This window comes from Microbacterium songi (genome assembly GCF_042747925.1).
GTDB lineage: Bacteria > Actinomycetota > Actinomycetes > Actinomycetales > Microbacteriaceae > Microbacterium.
This window is the reverse complement of the sequence record NZ_JBHZIE010000006.1, coordinates 1-16,239: the sequence shown is the minus strand read 5'-3', so window position 1 is coordinate 16,239 and position 16,239 is coordinate 1. Positions and strand designations below refer to the sequence as shown.

Here is a 16,239-nt window from a genome sequence, read left to right as displayed (position 1 = left end):
TTGTTTCTGCTGCGAGTGTCATGGGCGTGTGGATCCTATCGCGGCGAGGTGAGCGGACCCTCGATCGGCGGCGGCTCCGCCCCGGGGGCGATCGCGTCGATCCGGTCGCGCCAGGAGCGGGACTGGCCGGCACGCAGAGCGCACAGGACGAGCACCACCCAGCCGAAGCCGGTCAGGGTGAAGCTCTCGAAGAGGGAGTCCACCAGGAGCGCGACCAGGATGAGCGGCGTCCACGCGTAGACGATCGACCGGCGCTCGCTCGCGACCAGCCACGAGCGGACGAGGGCCACGCCGCAGAAGGCGAGGAAGAGCAGGAGCCCCACCCATCCGAGCTGCAGGAGGACGTCCATGTAGGCATTCAGGGCCGACGCGTGCCGCGCACCGAGGATGGAGTTGATCGTGTTGAAGGGGAACTCGTTCTGATCCCACGGGCCGAACCAGCCCCACCCCAGCACGGGCTTGAACCGCACGTACGACGACATCGTCGCCCAGAGAGTGGACCGGGTGGAGAAGTCGGACCCCGCGCCGATCCAGGCGATGATGCGCGAGCGCATGAGATAGCCCGCGACGACACCGACCACGACCACGACGCCGAGCGTCCACTGCAGAGCCCGGCGCTGCTCGGGACGCGTGCGACGGACCAGAGTGAGAGCGCCCGCGGCGATGACGACGGCGAGAGCGAGGACGAACACGGTCGGCGAGTCCGACATCGCCGCCAGAACACCACCGAGAACGACGGAGAAGATCGCCACCCCGGTGCGGACGGACTGCGTGCGGTACTCCACGAAGAAGGTGATGAGACCGATGACGGTGGCGAAACCGAGGAGATTGCGGGTGCCGAAGATCCCCTGGACCGGGCCGAACGCCGCGATGTTGCCCTGGATGCCGAGGAACGACAGCGGCGTGTCGATCAGCACCCCCGAGACGATCTCGAGGATCAGGGACAGCGACAGCAACCACCGCATGACGTCGCCCAACGCGCGCACGGTCTGCAGCGTGTCGCGCACGTGGGCGATGACGATCGCGATCAGTGCCAGACCCGAGAGCGTCACCCACCCGAGGAGGGTGCTCGGGCGATCCGATGTCCACGCCACGCTCACCAGCGCCCACAGGGCGAACGCCACGAGGGTCATGGGCACCAGGCGGATCAGGGAATACTCCCGCCGTCGCGCGAACAGCATCGCCGCGCCGATCACGCAGAGGGCGACGATGATCGTGATGTACGTCGTGCGCCCGGCCGTGCGCTGGATGAGCACCGCGCTGAACACCGCGCCCAGCGACGCGATCGTGAACGCGCGCGCGAGCTCGGCCGAGGCCAGGCCCTCGATCACCCAGCGACCGGACGCAGCGGCCGGCGCGGCCTCGCTCACGTCTCGCTCAGGGTCGGCTCGCCGCGCTCGATCGCCAGTCGCTGCTCGGCCGGACCGACGCCGACGTGCGGCGACTGCTTGATCTTGAAGGCGAACATCACGACGAACATCCAGCCCCAGAGCAGGAGCGGTCCCGACTCGGCGAACCCCTGCACGAGCAGCACGGTGACGAGGAGAGTCGGGAGGAGGCTGAGGTGCGAATACGGTCGGTCCGCCCGCAGGTCCCACCGCGGTCGGTCCACGGCGAAGAACCAGGCGCGCCAGAGGAACGCCAGATAGAGGCCGATCAGGATGAGCAGCCCGACGGCACCCAGCTGCAGGAAGACGTCGATCCACATGTTGTGCGCCTGCATCACCGTCTGACCGTGATCGACGATCCAGCCGTCGAACGCGGGATCGCCCGCCAGCCAGGGCGTCGCGAAGCCCCATCCGGTCAGGGGTCTTTCGGTCGCCCGCGCCAGGACGGCATCCCAGATGCGCTCCCGGCCGGTCAGGTCGGCGCTGCGCCCGAACACCGTGAAGATCGCGTCGCGCCACAGCCACAGGGCGATCCCGCCGCCGATGCCGACCGCGGCGTACGCCACGTAGAACTTGGTGCGCTGGCCCGGTCGCACGGCGCTGCGCATCAGCAGGACGGTGACGAGCACCACCGCCACGGCGGCTGCGGCGAGGTAGGTGGTCGCCGAGCTCGCCCGGACCAGAAAGTATGCCGCCAGCAGCATCCACCCGATGAGGAACCCGCGACGCTTCGCGCCGGCGGCGTACCGGACCGCGAAGACGATGATCGCGACGAGGGCGACAGCCCCCAGCAGGTTCGCATTCCCCCAGATCCCCTGAATGCGGCCGCCGTCGAACAGGTTGTCCCGCGACCAGTAGACGATCGGGTCCATCTTCTCGTCGGGGATCACGAACTCCGGAAGCAGGGGGCCCTGAACGAAGATCGACACGGCGAGTTCGAACGCCAGCGAGAGGGCCAGTGCCCACTTGAGCGCGGAGGCGATCGCGCTGACCAGCTCACGCCAGGTGAGGATGCTCGCCACGAAGAGTGCCTGGACGCTCGTGATGACCAGCAGAAGCCACGTGAGGACGGAAGTCTGCAGCCATGCCGACCACAGCATGGACGTTCCGGCCCACGCGACGTAGGCCACGACGAACCAGGGGAGCCGACGCCACTGCACCGGGGGACGCACCGTGAACCAGAGGATGACCGAGAGCACCCCGCCCGCGACCGTGAGCGCCGACGTCGGCAGATCTCCGATCGCGTTGATCAAGCCCACTCCGGCGACGGCGGTGAAGAGCACGAACGTGCACCAGCCCCGCAGCAGCAGGTGGCCGGTCTTCTCGCGCACGGGAGCCGCCGGCGGAGCCGCAACCGGATGCTTCGAATAGACGGCCATCGTGCACTCAGGGTACCCCGGACGCGCTCGTAGGCTGGTGGCATGCTGACGCCCATCTCGAACCGCCCGATTCCGAACGCATGGGGCTCGCGGACGCTCATCGCCGACCTGGAGGGGCGCGCCCCGAGTGGTGACCCCGAGGCGGAGGTGTGGTTCGGAGATCACCCCGGGTCGCCCGCGCGGGTGGAGGACGGTTCGGGACGCACACTGGACGCCGTGACCGCCGCCGAAGGCGCGCCTCTGCCCTACCTGTTGAAGCTTCTGGCCGCGGCTTCCACCCTCTCGATCCAGGTGCACCCCTCGAAGACGCAGGCCGAAGAAGGTTTCGCGCGAGAGGACGCTGCGGGCCTCGACCGGAACGCCGGGGCGCGCAATTACCGCGATGAGAACCACAAGCCCGAGCTGATCGTCGCGCTCAGCGATCGCTTCGAGGCGCTCGCGGGCCTGCGCGACCTCGCCGCGACGCAGCGTCTCGTGGCGGCGCTGGGCGATTCCGCGGGACCGCGGGCGCTCGCCGGACACCTCGGCGCAGGGGCGGATGCCGATGCCCTCGCCGACACGGTCGCGTGGGTGCTGTCGGGCGCACCCGAGGTCGCCGACATCATCGCCGCCGCGCGCTCCGCCCACTCGAGGGAGTTCGCCGGCGAGTTGGCGGTGGCGCGCCGGCTGTCGGACGCCTATCCCGGCGATCCCGGTGTGGTCGTCGCCCTGCTGATGAACCTCGTGGTGCTCCACCGAGGTGAGGCCCTCTTCGTGCGGGCCGGGGCGCTGCACGCCTACCTCTCGGGTCTCGGCGTCGAACTGATGGCGGCGAGCGACAATGTGCTGCGCGGGGGATTGACGCCGAAGCACATCGATGTGGACGAGCTGCGCCTCATCCTCGACGCGACGCCGGGACCCGCACCCGTGCTCGCGCCCGCAGTGATCGCGGAGGGCGTCGAAGCGTTCGCGCCCGTCGGAATCCCGGATTTCCTGCTGCTCCGCGTCACGATGCCGACGGGTGCTTCGGCTCCGTCCGCCGTCGCGCGGAGCGGTGCGGAGAAGGGCGGCGCCGCTTCGCCGGAAGACGCGACCGCGCGGCGGGTGACGATCACGGGCCCCGCGATCGTGCTCGTGACCGGCGGTGCGGTCACCGTGCGGGCTTCGGCATCCGGAACCACGGTGGATCTGACCCCGGGGGCAGCGGTCTTCGCGACGGCCGATGAAGGCGAACTCGTCTTCACCGGGAGCGGTGAGGCGTTCGTGGCGCAGCCGGGGGTCGCTGCAGGCTGACGGGGGGCTGCCGCCGCCCGTCAGGAGCCCGTCGCGGGGAGTACGGTGGCCGTGGCCGGCTGATCACGGTCCCCAGCTTCTGCAGAGTGAATGACCCACCGTGCGCGAGCGCCGAGATCACGGGGCACTCGTTCCGGGCCGAAGCAGAACTGCAGAAGTTCGGGACGAGCAGCCCGTGCACCTGTCGACGCGGTGGCCGTCCGCAACCCACGTGCGACACGCCGATGGCGCGTCGTGAAGCTTCAAGCGCGGAGTGAGGCTTTAATATCTGCGACTTGACCGGAGCGAACTACACCTGTGTAATTATCCCTAAGCGCGAACCAGCGCGGGGGGTTATAGCAGGGTGGAGAACGATATGACGGGTTACCGTTCCGGCGTTCCCGATAATTGGTTCGTCGATCCGGTGCAGTTGGGTGTGCCGGGTGTACGTCGACCGGTCGAGGGTCTCGAAGACAATCCGCTCTCGTGGCAGACGGATGCGCTGTGCGCGCAGACCGATCCCGAGGCCTTCTTTCCGGAGAAGGGCGGTTCGACGCGCGACGCCAAGCGGGTGTGCACGACATGCGACGTCCGCGACCGATGCCTCGAATACGCGCTCCAGAACGACGAGCGTTTCGGCATCTGGGGCGGACTCAGCGAGCGCGAACGCCGCAAGCTGAAGCGACGCGCCAGCTGAGAGGAGGGCGGATGCCGCGGCGTCCGTTCTCCTCCGCGCGGCGCGTGCACCCCGCACGGCCGGGATGCGGCCTTTAGGCTGACGAAGTCATGCCCGCCAGTGTCCACGCCGTCCTCGTTCTGCGCCCCGACGGGCGCACCCCTGCGGCGCTTCACCTCACCCGGACCCTGGCCGCACTCGACGGGCAACAGCGTCGGATCGATGCCCTCACCATCATCCTCTGCGGGACGGATCCAGCACTGACGGAGCTGGCCGCTCGGTCCGGCGCGGAGTCGGTCATCACCGCGCCGGCTTCCACACGGTTCGCCGCCGCCGTGGCGCTCGCAGGACCACGGCTCACCGGCGACGCCGTCTGGCTGCTCGCCCAGGACACGGCGCCGGAGCCCGACGCACTGTCGCGTCTCGCCGGCGCGCTCGAACTCTCCCCCTCGGTGGCCCTCGTCGGTCCGAAGCTCGTGCGCTGGGACGACCGTTCGCAGATCGTCTCGCTGGGCGTCAGCATGACTCCGCTCGGCCGGACGGTCGGTCTGGCCGACAACGAGCTCGACCAGGGTCAGCACGACGCCCAGGAGGACGCCCTCGGTGTCGACGTGAGAGGGATCCTCGTGCGCACCGAGGTGTGGCGGGCGCTCGGCGGCCTCGACCCCGCCCTCGTCGGCGCCGACGAGGGGCTGGATCTCGGCATCCGGGCGCGGCTGGCCGGTCACCGCGTGGCGACCGTGCCGCAGGCCCTCGTGGCCGCCGCCGGCGACGGCGTGGCGGGTGCGCCGAGCCCTCTCAGTGCTCAGCGGATCCGTCGGCGAGCCTACGCCGAGCGCACGGCCCAGCTCCATCGCCGCCTGGTATACGCCGCCGGCCCCGCGTGGGTCTTCGTCTGGCTGGCGATCCTTCCCACCGCGGTGTGGCGGACCGTGCTTCACCTGTTGGCGAAGCATCCGTCCCTCGTCGGCATCGAGTGGGCGGCCTCGGCCGTCGCCTTCGTGCGGGTCGGAGCCGTCGCCCGTGCACGCGGACGTATCCGCCGCAGCAGGACGACGTCGTGGGCCCAGCTCGCGTCGTTGCGCGTGGGCTACGGTCAGCTGCGCCGACGGTTCGACAGCGAATCGGACGACATCCCGCAGGCCGGGGCCGACCGCCCGCGCGACGAGTTGCGGTTCTTCTCCGGAGGCGGTGCATGGCTCGTACTGGCGGGTGCCGTCCTCGCCGTGGTCGCGTTCCCGGCGCTTCTCGCCTGGCCCGTGCTCGGCGGTGGCGCCCTCGAACCGCTCCGCGCCACGGTCGGGCAGCTGTGGGCTGATGCCGCGTACGGAATGCGTGCGACGGGTCTGGACACCACAGGTCCCGCCGACCCGTTCGCCGCGGTCATCGCCGTCGTGGGCAGCCTGTGGCCGGGTAATCCCTCCCGTGCCCTCGTGCTGCTGTGGATCTGCGCTCTTCCCCTCGCCGCGCTCGGCGGCTGGTTCCTCGCCACGCGCCTGACCGAGCGTCCACTCCTGCGCATCGTCGGTGGAGCTTCGTGGATGCTGGCACCCACGTTCCTCGTCGCACTCACCGACGGACGACCCACCGGTGTCCTCGTTCATCTGCTCCTGCCCTGGCTGTTCTACGCGGGAAGCGTTGCTCATCGCTCCTGGTCGGCGGCCGGGGTCGCGTCCTTGCTGTTCGCTGCGGTCGCCGCCTGCGCGCCGTCGCTCGCGCCCGCTCTGCTGGTGCTCTGGGCGGTGGCGATCATCCTGGTGATCGTGTCCCGCAGAGGGGACGGCGTCACCCGTCTGATCTGGGTGATCGTGCCTGCCCTCGCCGCCTTCGGGCCACTCGTGTGGCATCGCATCCGGGAGGGCGACCTGCTGGCTCTGCTGGCCGATCCCGGAGTGGTGTGGGCGGGTCCTCAGGTCGCCGCGGACTCGGTGGGACGCAGCCTCCTGGCGGCGGGGTTCCCCACGAGCGACCCGGCCGGCTGGTCGGCCTTCCTGGGCGGCGCCCCGACGTGGTGGGTGCCGCTGCTGTCGGTGCCCCTCGCACTCCTCGCCCTGATCGCACCGCTCACCCCGCGATGGATGTCGGGCGTCGTCCTCCTGCTCGTCGCGGTGCTCGGAATCGGCACCGCCGTCGGCGCCGTGGGGATATCGGTGTCATCAGCGCAGTCCGAGGTCGTCGCCCTCTGGACGGGGTCCGCGCTCAGCCTGGCCTGGCTCGGGGCCACCGGCGGGGCGATCGTCGCACTCGACGCGCGGATCGTGCCCCGACTGCGCCCGCTCCGCGTGCTGAGCGCGACGATCGTCATCGCGGCGGTGGTGGTGCTCGCCATCCCCGCCCTCACGGCTTCCGCGCGGGACGCGACGACCCTCACGAACGGTCCGCAGTCCACTCTTCCCGCGTATGTGGCCGCCGAGGGACGCGACGACGCCGATGTCGGGACGATCGCGCTCACTCCGCAGAACAGCGGGGGCGTCTCCACACAGATCATCTGGGGCGGCAGCGAGACGATCGGCGGTCAATCGACCATCGACGCCACCCGCGCCGTGCCAGGGCCGCAGGACCAGCAGATCGCCGACCTCACGGCCGACCTGGTCACCTCCAGCGGCGACGATGTCGTGCAGCGCCTCTCCTCCGCGGGGGTCAGCTTCGTGCTGCTCGGGACCGCGGCCGACCCGGAGTCCGAAGCGGCCCGCGCGCTGCGGCTCTCCGCGGTGACGGCGCTCGATCAGCGAGACGGGCTCGACGCCGTGGGCCTGACGGCGAAGGGACAGCTGTGGCGGGTCGTCGACGAGACCCAGCCGCGCGCCCGGGCCGACGCATCCGTCCGCGCCGTGTCGCAGTGGGTCACAGCCCTGCAGCTCATCGTGGTCGCGGCAGCACTGCTGCTCGCCGTGCCCACGCGCTCCACCCGCCGCGAGGCGCGCCGCTCTTCCCGGATCGTCGGGCCGTCGTGGCAGGAGACCTCATGAGCGATCGGAGAGGACTCCGCTGGACGGGCGCCGGCACGCGCGTTGCGATCGGCACCGTCGTCTCGGTGGCCTTCGTCGTCGCGGTCGCGACCGCGGTCGCCGCCCCCTGGCCTCAGATCGCCCGCGAACCGGTGGCGCTCGAGGCGACTCCCGCGGCCGCGGAGAGCGTCGTCTCGTGCACCGGAGGGATCCTCGCCCTCGGTCGCGACGCGGCCAGCGCCGGGAGCCTGTCGGTCGCGGCCGAGCAGAGCGTCACGTCGGGCACGGTCGACCCGGCGATCGTGCCGAGCGAAAATGCACTCGTGGTACCCGGCGTCAGCGGCGGGAGTCCGCTCGCCTTTGCGGCCGCGCCCGTCGACGGCGTTCGGACGGACATCGCTGCGTCGGGCTCCGCATCCGTGGACGCCGACGATCTGCGAGGGCTGGCGGCCACCGCGTGCCAGCCGCCCATGATGGAGTCCTGGCTCGTCGCGGGAGCCACGACGACCGGCTACTCCGACCTGGTGCTGCTCGCGAACCCCGGATCGGTTCCGGCCACCGTGCAGTTGACTGTCTACGGGGCAGGCGACCCGGTCGTCCCGCCGGGCGGCAGCGACCTCGTCGTGCCTCCCGGGACCCAGATCGTCGTTCCGCTCGCGGGACTCATCGTCGGCGAATCGAGCCCCGTGGTGAGGGTCTCGGCCTCCGGGGGGCCCGTCCGCGCGGCACTCCAATCGTCCTTGACCGACACCCTCGTCCCCATCGGTCTCGATCAGGTGGGTGCTGTCGCCGCCCCGGGGCAGACCGCGGTGATCCCCGGCGTCGACGTGACGACCGCGCCCTCCGGCGGTGACCCCGCGACGGTGGTGCGGGTGCTCGCACCCACGGCGGACGCCACCGCCACGATCACGGTCGCATCCGCCGATGCGGCGACGGCGTCCCTGCCCCCCTCCACGGTGCCGCTCACCGCCGGTCACCCCGCCGAGGTCGAACTGCCGGGCCTCGCGCTGGGCAGCTATACGGTGACGGTGACGGCGGAGACGCCCGTGGTTGCGGCCGTCCGGCAGGTGGCGGGCTCGGGGGAGGCCGCCGATTACGGCTGGTACTCCGTCGCACCCGAGGTCACCCTGCCCAGCCTGTTCGCGACCACGTCGGGACCGGACGCCGTGTTGACGATCGCGAACTCGGGAGACGTGGACGCGACCGTCATCGTGAGCCCCCGGAGCGGGAGCGGGGCGCTATCGACGGTCACGGTGCCCGCACGCGGCAGCAGCGCCGTGCCCCTCGCGGGTCGCACCGTCTACCTGCTCGACGCCGGGGGAGCGCCGGGCGTCCACGCCGAGGTGTCGATGGCCGGCGACGGCGCACTCGCCGCTTTCCCGGTGTGGTCGGCGGATGCTGCGGCCCGATCCATCTCGGTGTACCCGTGACGGATCGCCCGGCGTGGATTCAGAAGTAGCGGAACCGCTCCGGACCAAGGTCCCACGGGTCGCGATCGAGGTACTCCGCCGCCGCGCGGAAGACACAGCTCTCGATCATCATGCGGCGGTGCAGGTCGTCGTTGCGGTGGAGGTGCGACAGGCGTTCGATCGGCAGCCGGTAGACGATGATGCGCTTCTCGTCGGTCAGCACCTTCCAGCGCGGGATGCCGTCGTCATCGCTCGAGGCCGGCATGTCGCCGATCTCGAAGCTGACGCCCTGCAGTTCGCTCCATGCCGATCTCAGGAACTCCGCAGCCGTGCCGACAGCGAGGTCGAATCGCTCGGCGCGCGTGTCGAGCGGCGGAAGCGGGGGGCGGACCACCGGGCTGCGGTCCTCGCGGCCGTGCCGGCCGTGTCGCGCGGGACGTCGCGGCGGCGGGGTCGTCGCTTTCCGCCAGGCCATGCGCCCCATCTTACGCGCGCTGAGCGATGCGGCCGCTGAGGCGTGAGCCGTACCTCGCGGCGCGGCACATCCGCGCCGTCGGAAGACGCGGATACCATGACGACGATGCGCGAAAGACTCTGCTCGAAGGTCGCCTGTGCCCGCGAGGCCGTGACGACCCTGACGTTCGACTACGGCGACCAGATGGCGGCCCTCGGCCCCCTGGGCGGCGGCGACGACCCGCACGCCCACGACCTGTGCGCGATCCACACCGACCGTCTGTCCGTGCCGAAAGGCTGGATCGTCGTCCGTCACGAGTCGCTCCGGGTCTGATCCACCGGCGCGCGTGATCCCGCGCCCGCCTCCGGGCGCCGTGGGAAGATGGCGGCATGTCGACGCCCACCCCGTTCTTCACCGGCACCGAGATCTTCGACGACGCGTCTTCCGGGGCATCCGCCCGCTCCCTCGATCACGCGATCGCGGACCTGACCCTGGCCGAGGCGGGCCGCCATCAGATCCGGCTCGCCGAGAACGAGATGCCCGGGCTCATGGCCCTGCGCGAGGAGTTCGGTCCGGCGCAGCCGCTGGCGGGCGCTCGCATCGCCGGCTCGCTGCACATGACGGTGCAGACCGCGGTGCTGATCGAGACCCTCGTGGCGCTGGGCGCGCGCGTCCGCTGGGCGAGCTGCAACATCTTCTCCACGCAGGATGAGGCGGCCGCCGCTGTCGTGGTCGGTCGCACCGGAACCGTGACCGAACCTCAGGGTGTGCCGGTCTTCGCCTGGAAGGGCGAGACCCTCGAGGAGTACTGGGAGTGCGCCGACCGCATCTTCGACTGGTCCGCCGAGGGTGCGGACGGCCCCAACCTCATCCTCGACGACGGGGGCGACGCCACCCTGCTCGTCCATCGTGGTGTGGAGTTCGAGGCGAAGGGGGCGGTGCCGGATGCCGCGCCCGGAGACCCGCACGAGTACACCGTGGTCCTCGACACGCTGCGCCGGAGTCTGGCGGCCGACCCGCAGCGCTGGACGCGCATGGCCGCGGGCATCCTCGGAGTGACGGAGGAGACCACGACGGGCGTGCACCGCCTGTACGAGCTCGCGGCCGCCGGGGACCTGCTCTTCCCCGCGATCAACGTCAACGACTCGGTCACCAAGTCGAAGTTCGACAACAAGTACGGCATCCGCCATTCGCTTCCCGACGGCCTCAACCGGGCGACGGACGTGCTGATCGGCGGCAAGACCGTGTTCGTGTGCGGCTACGGCGATGTCGGCAAGGGGGCGGCGCAGGCGCTTCGCGGTCAGGGTGCACGCGTCATCGTCGGCGAGGTCGATCCGATCTGTGCGCTCCAGGCCGCAATGGACGGCTTCCAGGTGACGCCTCTGCGCGCTGTCGTCGGCGACGTCGACATCGTGGTGACCGGCACCGGCAACAGGGATGTCGTCGGCGTCGACGACCTCCTCGGCCTCAAGCATCTGGCGATCGTCGCAAACGTCGGGCACTTCGACAATGAGATCGACATGGCGGGTCTCTCCGCTCTGGCCGGAGCCGAGTCCGTCGAGATCAAGCCGCAGGTGCACGAGTGGCGGATGCCGAACGGTCGCAGCGTGCTGATCCTCAGCGAGGGGCGCTTGATGAACCTCGGCAACGCGACGGGACATCCGTCCTTCGTCATGAGTGCGTCCTTCACCAATCAGGTCCTCGCGCAGCTCGAGCTGTTCATGCGCATCGAGCAGTACCCGGTCGGCGTGTACACGTTGCCCAAGGAGCTGGACGAGAAGGTGGCCCGACTGCATCTGCCCGCGCTCGGCGTCGAATTGACGGTGCTCACCCCTGCTCAGGCGGCCTATATCGGCGTTCCCGTCGACGGACCGTACAAGCTCGACCAGTACCGCTACTGACGCCGGGTCGCAGCGCCCGGAGCCCGCGTCGGTGGGTTCAGCGGTCGGGGAAGCCGCGGGTGGCGCCGGAGGTCAGGGCCTCCACGCGCTGGTTCTGGAGCAGAAGCGCGTGCAGCTCGCGGTCGCGTCGCACCGCCATGACCGCGATCAGCAGCGTCTCGGCGTCGACGTCGGGACGCGGCGACACGAAGGCGGCGGCCTCGGAGGCGAGGGACGTCGCGATCCGCGCCCGCGCGGGCGGCTGCAGATGCCCCGCCTGCTGTGAGAACTGCGCGATGCGACGGGCCAGAGGGTCCGGGAGTCGAGCGACGTCGGCCGTCATCGCCCATCCCGCCAACGCGGGCGGAACGGGCAGCGGCGGCGCAGGCAGCTCGGGCGCGCGCGTGCGCTCGGAGTAGGTGCCCGCCAGCAGGTCGCCCAGCCGCTGAGACCGCGGGGTGAAGGCCCCGACGAGCGCTGCCACGGCTCCGACGGTGAACCAGAGCTCGAACACGCCGGTGAGTGCGCGGATGAACGACTGGCGGAAGCCCGAGGCGCCACCGTCGGCGCGGACGATCCGGGCACCCACCGCGAGCTTGCCGAGGCTGCGTCCGCGCGTCGCCGTCTCCACGGCCGTCGGGACGATCACCGTCACGGTGACGAGCATGGCGATGGAGAGGATGGGCAGCACGGTCTCGTCGATCGCCCCCTGCGCGAGCAGGGCGGTGAGCACGGGAACGAACAGCAGGAACAGCGCGGCGGCCACGACCATGTCGATCAGCGTGCCGAGTGCGCGGAGGAAGAAGCCCACGGGCTGGACGTCCAGGGCCACGGCCTCACCGGTGAGCACCTCGTCCTGCTGGACATCGATGAGCTGCGGCCGCGTCGGGGCCGACGGGGCGGGAGGTGCGGTGTCCTCGGGCATGGGTACAGTAAAGCAAATGGACCTCGACGCCCTCACCGCTGCGCGTCGGGAGGAGTGGGCTCGCCTCGATGCGCTCGGGCGATCCCGGCGGCTGTCCGGCGCCGATGTCGACGAGCTCGTGACCCGGTATCAGGCCGCGTCCGCCGATCTCGCCGACATCAAGTCGTCGGCCGGGCGCACCACCCAGGGAGATCACGTCTCGACCCTGCTCTCGCGGGCGCGACTGCGGCTGACGGGCAGTCCCGACAACGTCCTCCGGCAGGTTCCCCGCTTCTTCGTCCTGCAATTGCCCGCCGCCTTGTACCGCGTGCGATACACCACCCTCGTGATCGCCGTGGTCTTCGTGCTGACCGCCGCGCTCGTCGCCTTCTGGGTCTCGGGCGACCCGGCGCTGGTCGCGTCGCTCGGCAGTCAGGCGCAGCTCGAGGAGTACGCCGAAGACAGCTTCACCTCGTACTACAACCCCGCCGCGGTCTTCGCGGGCACGGTGTGGACGAACAACGCCTGGATCGCCGCGCAGTGCGTCCTGTTCGGCATCACCGGCATCTGGCCGCTCATGGTGCTGATGCAGAACGCCGTGGGTGTCGGTCAAGCGGCGGCCATCCTGATCGCCTTCGATCGCGGCGATGTGTTCCTGCTCTACATCCTCCCGCACGGGATGCTCGAGCTCACGTGCATCTTCGTCGCCGCCGCGGCCGGGCTGCACGTGTTCTGGTCGTGGGTGGCGCCCGGCCCGCAATCCCGAGGGGCGTCGCTCGCTGCGGCCGGAAGATCGCTCGTGACCGTCGCGATCGGCCTGGTCTTCGCCCTCGGGCTGTCGGGGCTGGTCGAGGGGTTCGTCACGGGCCAGCCCTGGCCGTGGCCGGTCAAGATCGGCATCGGCGCCGCGGCCCTCGCGGTCTTCCTGTTCTACATGTTGGTCGTCGGCCGCACGGCGGCGCGGCGCGGGGAGACCGGTGATCTCACCGAGTACGAGACGGGCACGCCGCGCCTCGTGGCAGGGTGAGCGCGACCCCCGGAACGAGACCCTCTCTTTTGAAACGCTCAAAACAGGGCTAGTCTGAGAAGATGATCGATACTCCGTGGGCACCCCGCGCCGCGGACGATCTGCGCGCGGCCGGGCTGCGTGTCACGCGATCGCGTGAGGCCGTGTACGAGGCTCTCCGTGATCGGCCGCATGCCAGCGCCGACGACATCCACACGCTCGTGATGAAGCGGATGCCGCACACCAGCCTTCAGTCGGTCTACAACGCCCTGGGCGACTTCGTGACCGCCGACCTGGCGCGGCGGATCGAACCCGCCGGCCGGCCGATGCTGTTCGAACTGCATCTGCGTGACAACCACCACCACGCGGTGTGCACCTCCTGCGGCGCGGTGGCCGACGTGGAGTGCGCCACGGGCGCCGCCCCCTGTCTGCATCCCGCCGATCCGCACGGCTTCTCCATTCAGGAGGCTGAGATCACCTTCTGGGGTCTGTGTGCCGACTGCGCGGCATCCGACCCGACCATCCCCACCCCGCCACCCCACATGGAAGGAAAACCATGACCGCACACGACGACACCGTCGCTCCCATCGGGGAGCAGGTCGACCAGATCGACCAGTCCGTCACCGACACGACGCCCGAGGCCGAGAACGAGGCCGCCTCGTGCCCCGTCATCCACGCCCAGCCGCACCCGACGTCGGGCTCGGCCAACCGCGTGTGGTGGCCGAACCAGTTGAACCTGAAGATCCTCGCGAAGAACCCCGCGGTGTCCAACCCGCTGGGCGACGACTTCGATTACAAGGCCGCCTTCGAGAGCCTCGACCTCGCCGCGGTGAAGGCCGATATCGAGCAGACGCTCACCACCTCGCAGGCGTGGTGGCCCGCCGACTTCGGCAACTACGGTCCGCTGATGATCCGCATGGCGTGGCACAGCGCGGGCACCTATCGCGTGATGGACGGCCGTGGCGGCGGCGGCGCCGGTCAGCAGCGCTTCGCCCCGCTCAACAGCTGGCCCGACAACGTGGGGCTCGACAAGGCCCGCCGACTGCTCTGGCCCATCAAGAAGAAGTACGGGCAGAACCTGTCGTGGGCCGACCTCATGATCCTCGCCGGCAACGTGGCCCTCGAATCGATGGGCTTCCGAACGTTCGGCTTCGGTGGTGGGCGTGCCGACGTCTGGGAACCCGACGAGGACGTTTATTGGGGTCCCGAGACGGTCTGGCTCGGCGATGATCGCTATTCGGGGGACCGCGATCTGCAGAAGCCGCTCGCGGCCGTGCAGATGGGGCTCATCTACGTGAACCCGGAGGGACCGAACGGCAACCCCGACCCGCTCGCCTCGGCGCGCGACATCCGTGAGACCTTCGCGCGCATGGCGATGAACGACGAGGAGACGGTCGCGCTGATCGCCGGCGGTCACACGTTCGGCAAGACGCACGGCGCAGCCCCCGACACCAACCTCGAGGACAACCCCGAGGCCGCCGGCCTCGAACGCCAGGGCCTCGGATGGAAGAACAACTTCGCGTCCGGCAAGGGTGACGACCAGATCACCAGCGGGCTCGAGGTCACGTGGACCTACCACCCGACCCGCTGGGACAACGAGTACTTCCACATCCTGTTCGCGTACGACTGGGAGCTGATGAAGAGCCCGGCCGGGGCGAACCAGTGGCGGCCCGTCGGCGGCGCGGGCTCCGACATGGTGCCGCTGGCGCACGACGCGTCCACGCGCCGTGAGCCGCGCATGCTCACGAGCGACCTCGCCCTGCGCTTCGACCCGATCTACGGGCCCATCTCGGAGCGCTTCGCGAAAGACCCCGATGCCTTCGCCGACGCCTTCGCGCGAGCCTGGTTCAAGCTGACACATCGCGACATGGGTCCGATCGACCGCTATCTGGGTTCCGAGGTCCCTGCCGAGGAGCTCATCTGGCAGGACCCGGTGCCCGCGGTCGATCACGTGCTGATCGACGCATCCGACGCCGGCGAGCTGAAGCGTCGCATCCTCGAGACGGGTCTCTCGGTCTCGGAGCTCGTCGCGACCACCTGGGCCGCAGCATCCACTTTCCGCGGCAGCGACAAGAGGGGCGGCGTCAACGGCGCCCGCATCCGACTGCTGCCGCAGAAGGACTGGGCCGTCAACAAGCCCGCCCAGCTGGCGAAGGTCCTCGACGCGCTCGAGGGCGTGCAGTCGTCCTTCAACGAGGGCCGCGGCGACGGTAAGAAGGTCTCGTTGGCCGACCTGATCGTGCTGGCGGGCAATGCCGGTGTCGAGCAGGCCGCTCGGGCCGCCGGCGTCGAGGCCGAGGTGCCGTTCCGACCGGGTCGGACCGACGCGACCCAGGATCAGACCGACCTCGAGTCGTTCGGATACCTCGAGCCTGCCGCCGACGGATTCCGCAACTACCTGGGGCCGCTCGCCATGGCCTCCGCGCTGCCGGAAGAGCACCTGCTCATCGACAAGGCCAATCTGCTGACGCTCAGCGCGCCGGAGATGACGGTGCTGATCGGCGGTCTGCGCGTGCTCGGCACCAACTGGGACGAGTCGTCCTACGGCGTGCTCACGGAGCGCGTGGGCGTGCTGACGAACGACTTCTTCGTGAACCTGCTCGGCCTCGGCACGACCTGGAAGGCGCTCGACCCGGGTCAGCATGCGTTCCAAGCGACGGATGACGCCACGGGCGACCGCACGTGGACGGGCACCCGCGTCGACCTGCTGTTCGGGTCGAACTCCGAGCTGCGCGCGCTCGCCGAGGTCTATGCGAGCGACGACGCCTCGGAGAAGTTCGTCCGCGACTTCGTCGCGGCGTGGGGCAAGGTCACCGAGCTCGATCGGTTCGATCTGGTCTGATCCTCGACACGGAAGCGGGGGGGGGGGGCGGGGGGGGGGGGGGGTTGGGGGGGGGGGGGGGGGGAGGGAGGGGGTTGGGGGGGGGGGGGGGGGGGGGGGGGG

At 70.4% G+C, this 16,239-nt stretch carries 13 protein-coding genes; 9 read left to right on the top strand and 4 right to left on the bottom strand.

The features are described from left to right. Nucleotides 1-35: 35 nt before the first annotated feature. Together ACFM35_RS08705 and ACFM35_RS08700 are read right to left on the bottom strand one after the other, a co-directional pair. A complete protein-coding gene (locus ACFM35_RS08705) occupies nt 36-1,370 on the bottom strand; it encodes an O-antigen ligase family protein (protein WP_378841000.1) in 1,335 nt (444 codons plus the stop codon). Then, nucleotides 1,367-2,767, bottom strand: a complete 1,401-nt coding sequence (locus ACFM35_RS08700) for an O-antigen ligase family protein (protein WP_378840997.1) — start codon at nt 2,765-2,767, stop codon at nt 1,367-1,369. The genes ACFM35_RS08705 and ACFM35_RS08700 overlap by 4 nt, the downstream gene beginning before the upstream one ends. 42 nt (nt 2,768-2,809) lie before the next feature. On the opposite strand from ACFM35_RS08700, the gene manA reads away from it, so the two are divergent. The 4 genes from manA (at nt 2,810) to ACFM35_RS08680 (ending at nt 9,072) form a co-directional block, all read left to right on the top strand. Next, nucleotides 2,810-4,039: a mannose-6-phosphate isomerase, class I gene (gene manA / locus ACFM35_RS08695; RefSeq protein ID WP_378840995.1), complete on the top strand. Its 1,230-nt coding sequence runs from the start codon at nt 2,810-2,812 to the stop codon at nt 4,037-4,039. A gap of 355 nt (nt 4,040-4,394) precedes the next feature. Further along, complete coding sequence (locus ACFM35_RS08690) at nt 4,395-4,715, top strand: WhiB family transcriptional regulator (protein ID WP_378840993.1); 321 nt, start codon at nt 4,395-4,397, stop codon at nt 4,713-4,715. 89 nt (nt 4,716-4,804) lie between these two features. Beyond that, nucleotides 4,805-7,663, top strand: a complete 2,859-nt coding sequence (locus ACFM35_RS08685) for a glycosyltransferase (protein WP_378840991.1) — start codon at nt 4,805-4,807, stop codon at nt 7,661-7,663. Further along, the gene (locus ACFM35_RS08680) at nt 7,660-9,072 is read left to right on the top strand and encodes a DUF5719 family protein (protein ID WP_378840990.1); all 1,413 of its coding nucleotides are present in this window, start codon (nt 7,660-7,662) and stop codon (nt 9,070-9,072) included. Before ACFM35_RS08685 ends, ACFM35_RS08680 begins: the two co-directional genes overlap by 4 nt. A 19-nt stretch (nt 9,073-9,091) precedes the next feature. Here ACFM35_RS08680 and ACFM35_RS08675 read toward each other — a convergent pair whose 3' ends face one another. After that, nucleotides 9,092-9,526 carry a metallopeptidase family protein gene (locus tag ACFM35_RS08675; protein ID WP_378840987.1) on the bottom strand — a complete coding sequence of 145 codons (435 nt, stop codon included), beginning with the start codon at nt 9,524-9,526 and terminating at the stop codon, nt 9,092-9,094. 105 nt (nt 9,527-9,631) lie between these two features. Here ACFM35_RS08675 and ACFM35_RS08670 point away from each other — a divergent pair, with 105 nt between their 5' ends. Further along, the gene (locus ACFM35_RS08670) at nt 9,632-9,838 is read left to right on the top strand and encodes a DUF3499 family protein (protein WP_378840985.1); all 207 of its coding nucleotides are present in this window, start codon (nt 9,632-9,634) and stop codon (nt 9,836-9,838) included. A 56-nt stretch (nt 9,839-9,894) separates the two neighbouring features. Further along, nucleotides 9,895-11,406: an adenosylhomocysteinase gene (gene ahcY, locus ACFM35_RS08665; RefSeq protein ID WP_378840983.1), complete on the top strand. Its 1,512-nt coding sequence runs from the start codon at nt 9,895-9,897 to the stop codon at nt 11,404-11,406. Nucleotides 11,407-11,443: 37 nt separating this feature from the next. Here the strand turns inward: ahcY and ACFM35_RS08660 are convergent, their stop codons facing one another. Continuing rightward, nucleotides 11,444-12,310: an RDD family protein gene (locus tag ACFM35_RS08660; RefSeq protein ID WP_378840981.1), complete on the bottom strand. Its 867-nt coding sequence runs from the start codon at nt 12,308-12,310 to the stop codon at nt 11,444-11,446. A 16-nt stretch (nt 12,311-12,326) separates the two neighbouring features. Here ACFM35_RS08660 and ACFM35_RS08655 point away from each other — a divergent pair, with 16 nt between their 5' ends. From ACFM35_RS08655 to katG, 3 genes are all read left to right on the top strand, one after another. Next, nucleotides 12,327-13,316: a stage II sporulation protein M gene (locus ACFM35_RS08655; RefSeq protein ID WP_378840978.1), complete on the top strand. Its 990-nt coding sequence runs from the start codon at nt 12,327-12,329 to the stop codon at nt 13,314-13,316. 62 nt (nt 13,317-13,378) lie between these two features. Beyond that, nucleotides 13,379-13,855, top strand: coding sequence for a Fur family transcriptional regulator (locus tag ACFM35_RS08650; RefSeq protein WP_378840976.1), 477 nt, complete (start codon nt 13,379-13,381; stop codon nt 13,853-13,855). Further along, nucleotides 13,852-16,137 carry a catalase/peroxidase HPI gene (gene katG, locus ACFM35_RS08645; RefSeq protein ID WP_378840973.1) on the top strand — a complete coding sequence of 762 codons (2,286 nt, stop codon included), beginning with the start codon at nt 13,852-13,854 and terminating at the stop codon, nt 16,135-16,137. The genes ACFM35_RS08650 and katG overlap by 4 nt, the downstream gene beginning before the upstream one ends. Nucleotides 16,138-16,239 lie beyond the last annotated feature (102 nt).

Coding starts and splice junctions, on each gene's coding strand:
- manA (WP_378840995.1), top strand. CDS start 2,810: ATGCTGACGCCCATCTCGAACCGCCCGATTCCGAACGCATGGGGCTCG.
- ACFM35_RS08670 (WP_378840985.1), top strand. CDS start 9,632: ATGCGCGAAAGACTCTGCTCGAAGGTCGCCTGTGCCCGCGAGGCCGTG.
- ACFM35_RS08660 (WP_378840981.1), bottom strand. CDS start 12,310: ATGCCCGAGGACACCGCACCTCCCGCCCCGTCGGCCCCGACGCGGCCG.
- ACFM35_RS08685 (WP_378840991.1), top strand. CDS start 4,805: ATGCCCGCCAGTGTCCACGCCGTCCTCGTTCTGCGCCCCGACGGGCGC.
- ACFM35_RS08690 (WP_378840993.1), top strand. CDS start 4,395: ATGACGGGTTACCGTTCCGGCGTTCCCGATAATTGGTTCGTCGATCCG.
- ACFM35_RS08700 (WP_378840997.1), bottom strand. CDS start 2,767: ATGGCCGTCTATTCGAAGCATCCGGTTGCGGCTCCGCCGGCGGCTCCC.
- ACFM35_RS08650 (WP_378840976.1), top strand. CDS start 13,379: ATGATCGATACTCCGTGGGCACCCCGCGCCGCGGACGATCTGCGCGCG.
- ACFM35_RS08680 (WP_378840990.1), top strand. CDS start 7,660: ATGAGCGATCGGAGAGGACTCCGCTGGACGGGCGCCGGCACGCGCGTT.
- katG (WP_378840973.1), top strand. CDS start 13,852: ATGACCGCACACGACGACACCGTCGCTCCCATCGGGGAGCAGGTCGAC.
- ACFM35_RS08675 (WP_378840987.1), bottom strand. CDS start 9,526: ATGGCCTGGCGGAAAGCGACGACCCCGCCGCCGCGACGTCCCGCGCGA.
- ACFM35_RS08655 (WP_378840978.1), top strand. CDS start 12,327: ATGGACCTCGACGCCCTCACCGCTGCGCGTCGGGAGGAGTGGGCTCGC.
- ahcY (WP_378840983.1), top strand. CDS start 9,895: ATGTCGACGCCCACCCCGTTCTTCACCGGCACCGAGATCTTCGACGAC.